The organism is Planctomycetia bacterium (genome assembly GCA_034440135.1).
In the GTDB taxonomy this organism is placed as follows: domain Bacteria; phylum Planctomycetota; class Planctomycetia; order Pirellulales; family JALHLM01; genus JALHLM01.
Genome location: JAWXBP010000523.1, coordinates 1 through 3,601 on the forward strand (window position 1 = coordinate 1; position 3,601 = coordinate 3,601).

The 3,601-nt window shown below is 57.8% G+C and carries 3 protein-coding genes and 1 pseudogene; all 4 read left to right on the forward strand.

What is annotated here, in order from left to right; all coding sequences use genetic code 11:
• Positions 1-2 precede the first annotated feature (2 nt).
• The 4 genes and pseudogenes from SGJ19_29395 (at position 3) to SGJ19_29410 (ending at position 3,207) form a co-directional block, all read left to right on the forward strand.
• Positions 3-1,175, forward strand: a pseudogene (locus tag SGJ19_29395) (TFIIB-type zinc ribbon-containing protein).
• Between the two features lie 2 nt (positions 1,176-1,177).
• On the forward strand, positions 1,178-1,438 hold the full coding sequence (locus SGJ19_29400; protein MDZ4784382.1) for a hypothetical protein: 261 nt from the start codon (positions 1,178-1,180) through the stop codon (positions 1,436-1,438).
• A gap of 95 nt (positions 1,439-1,533) precedes the next feature.
• A complete protein-coding gene (locus SGJ19_29405) occupies positions 1,534-2,019 on the forward strand; it encodes a nucleotidyltransferase (GenBank protein ID MDZ4784383.1) in 486 nt (161 codons plus the stop codon).
• A gap of 261 nt (positions 2,020-2,280) precedes the next feature.
• On the forward strand, positions 2,281-3,207 hold the full coding sequence (locus SGJ19_29410; GenBank protein MDZ4784384.1) for a hypothetical protein: 927 nt from the start codon (positions 2,281-2,283) through the stop codon (positions 3,205-3,207).
• Positions 3,208-3,601 lie beyond the last annotated feature (394 nt).

The window sequence follows — 3,601 nt, forward strand, 5'->3', positions numbered from 1 at the left end:
AATTGGAGGCGCCCGACCCGGTCGCCATCGACACCTCCGCTGAGGAGCTGAAGGACGGTGCCAACCGCTGCCCGAAATGCGGCGCGACCGACATCCGCCACAAGCCCGGCAGCGACATGCTGATCTGCGTGTACTGCCGCAACGAATGGCGTGGCGAGCGGGTCGAGGAAGAGTTCGGGTTCGGCACGGGCATCGATCAGCTCAAAGGCCGGATCATCGCTTCCGGTGCGCGGGATATCGAGGCCGACGCCGCCAGCCTGATGAGCTTCAAGTGCACCGGCTGCGGCGCCGAAGTGACGGTCAATACCGAAAGCGCGATGACGGCGCGTTGCCATTGGTGCCGCCACGTTTTCGGGGTCAACGAGCAGGTCGCGAACGGCGCGGTGCCCGACGCGGTGTTGCCCTTCCACATTAAGAAAGACGACGCGGTCGCGCGCATCCGCCAGTTTGTAGACAAGCGGCGAATGTTCGCGCTGAAGGCATTCAAGGAAGAGTTCACCCCCGCGAACGTCATCGGCGTCTACCTGCCTTACATGATTGCCGATGGCAACGTGAGCGCCGACATCTACGGCCACGGCGAGATCAAAACGCGCGAATACACCAGGGGCAGCGGCGACAAGAAAAAAACCTACTACGACGCCGATGTCTACTAATTGGACCGGCACATCGACTTCACGGTGGACGACCTGACCCTGGAATCGTCCACCGAACGCGGCAATCTGGACACCCGCGCCAACACCAACAACATCATCAACACCATCCTGCCGTTCGACACCAAGAACGCGGTGAAGTGGAACGCGTCCTACCTGGCCGGCTGCACTTCGGAGAAGCGCGACCGCGACGTCGAGCACCTGCAACCGCGCCTTGAAGATCAGTTGTTGGCCATCGCCCGCGCAAAAGTACAAGCGTCAGTGAGCCAATACGGTCGCGGCGTGCGCTGGGAACAGGAACGACTCGACGTGCACGGCACGCGCTGGGTGTCGATGTACCTGCCGGTGTGGCTCTACTCCTACCACCAGCAGGGCAGCAAAGGCGGCCTGCTGCATTACATCGCGGTGAACGGCCGCACCGGCGAGACCATGGGCAGCGTGCCAGTGCAGCAGTGGAAGCTGATCCTGGCCGCGCTCACCGTCGGCACCGTACTCGAAGGCTTTGCACTCTGGATGGTGGTTTAGTTATGAGCGACGACGGCGGACTCTGGTTACTCCTGCTCGGCCCCGCCGGTGCAACCGGCCTCTACTGGGCCTTGTACCGGCACTATCGCAACACCGACAAATCGCACGCCTTCGAACACGAAACCGCCGTCGAAGCCAAGCCAGTGACCGGCTCGGACGAAAAAGTCGATGAGATCAAGGGCACCCAGCAGACGCGCATTTCTGGTGACAACGTGGCTGAGTACCGCAAGCGGGTGCAGCGGGTTCAAGGTGATAGTGGATAGGGCATGAAATGTGGCTGATCGCAAATTGTGAAGCGCGACACCTGGGGCCTGTCGGGCTTCGTTGAGCGACCTGCGAAAACTGCTGCTGCGACTGGATGACCCCGCGTATCAATTTCGTGCTGGTCGGCGGCTATGCAGCGATCCCGCACCGATCACGCCTGCGCACCCGTGAGCTCGCCGACCGCGCGACGCTGACGCCGGACACCATCGAGAAACTGCGCGAAGTTTTCCGCGCCTTTAACCCACGGCATCGACTAGCCGCTCCGCAGTCATCCTTTCTCGACGATCCCGAAGCCGGCGTTGCGCTCAACAGCCTTTACCTGAACACCGACCTCGGCACCCTCAACCTGATCAGCAGCATCACCGGCATCGGCGACTACGCCCGGGTAGCGCGCGATTCCGTCGAGATCGAACTGCTCGGTCGCCGCATACGCGCCATCAGCCTGGACGACCTCATCAACGCCAAGGAAGCCCGCGGCCGCCACAGCTTCCGCGCAATGGTGGTAGCAAAGACTCAGCGATTCGCAGGTACGGCCCAGCACATCAGCTGCGGAAACCCATTACTGGAACGGGTTAAGTGAACCTGACCCCGTTTTTGCAGCGATGACGATAAATGCCCTCGATCATCGGGGTGCCAAGGTTTTCGCACATGAAATTGGGCATGCACTTGGGCTCAGGGATAGATATGATTATGTAACAAACCTGCCTTTTAGCGGACAAGCCGGTAACCTTATGGCTACTAACGGGCCAATTATTACTGCATATCAGGCAAGTGTAATGAGCACGAATCTTCGAGGGGGTTGGGATAATTCTTTTAATGTGCGGGAGCCGAGAGGAGAGCCGTGGCGATGAGACTTTTTGAGAAAGTTTTGTTATTGGTTGCATGCGCGGGTTTGAGTGGTAATCTTTCGGCGTCTTCCGATGAGGAGAGATTGCGCGAGCTAGAAATTGGTTTGCTGCTTGCTGACCGGGCTTCTATTGGTGTGACTCAAGAGGTGAAGGCCCTGCCCCCGGGATCCAAGTGGGGTTACTTTGTGGCGACAGTAAAGTTTGGTGAGTTAGTTAAGCAGGTTTTTATGTCAACAGATATCAAACAATCTTCTAGTATTGAGATTGGAAAGCCAGCGGTATTTCTTTATAGTGAACACCTAGAATCGGATGGTATATCTGTGCTCTTGCTCCAGATGTCCCCGGAGATGGGAATTTACCCTTTGCTAGTTACCGACGACTTTGACGTGGAATCATTAAGAATTAGCCTTGAACGCGAGGCTGGCACATTTATGAACCCCAGAGTCAAGTGTAGGAGAGATATATCCCAATGGTTCAAGCTGCTAGGATCATCGAAGTTTCAGGGTGGTGTGGATCAACTTTTAATGACTCGGCCAAAAACTCGAAGAGACTTTCTATGTTTTGTGCAAGAGATACAATCGCGCGTGCCAATATCGGGAGACAGCTTCACAATTCCGAGTGCATTAGGGGGGGGGGTCTATCACCACTCGTACACGGATCGCGGGCAATTTGTCGCCGGTATGCTGCCACTGGTCATGGGTGCACGGATTTTTTCGTTGCGTACTCCCCTTAGCGATGAAGAGAGGAACCGGCTTGCCATCGCGTGGAGTCTTTGGGGTCAGCGAAAGAATTGGATTAAGGCCCATTCCGGTCTGAGTCATTGGAGCAATGGGGTCAGAGCCATTGATTCCGATCAGGATCAATGGGGTCAGAGCGGGTCTCTGCCATTCCGTTTGGAGGAAATCTCATCCCGCCTGTGATACCGGTGACCGATACGGCGACGTTGGAAGGTCCAGCTTCGCCTTCAGCAAGTAGACGATCGTCCTCAGATTGCGGAAGGTCCGAAAACCGCGGGCGCGGGCAATCGCGAACGTGCCGCGAACGTGGACACCCAGAAGCGCCGGGACGAAGCCGGCAGAACATTGGAGGGGCAGTTCCTCTACTCGCCATGGGCTAGCAACCAAGGACCATAGGGCGCAATAACCCACGAGCATTGCGCCGAATGAAACGCGCGACCAGACTGAGCGCGCGCCGAACCCTCGCCGCGCATGGGTCCCGGGTGGCGGGTCGTTCTGCGCACCGAACTCGGCGCAGTGCCCTTCGGTTATTGCGCCCTACTGGACTGGGCGAATTGGTGACGGTGCGTGACCACGA

Coding starts and splice junctions, on each gene's coding strand:
- SGJ19_29400 (MDZ4784382.1), top strand. CDS start 1,178: ATGAGCGACGACGGCGGACTCTGGTTACTCCTGCTCGGCCCCGCCGGT.
- SGJ19_29405 (MDZ4784383.1), top strand. CDS start 1,534: ATGACCCCGCGTATCAATTTCGTGCTGGTCGGCGGCTATGCAGCGATC.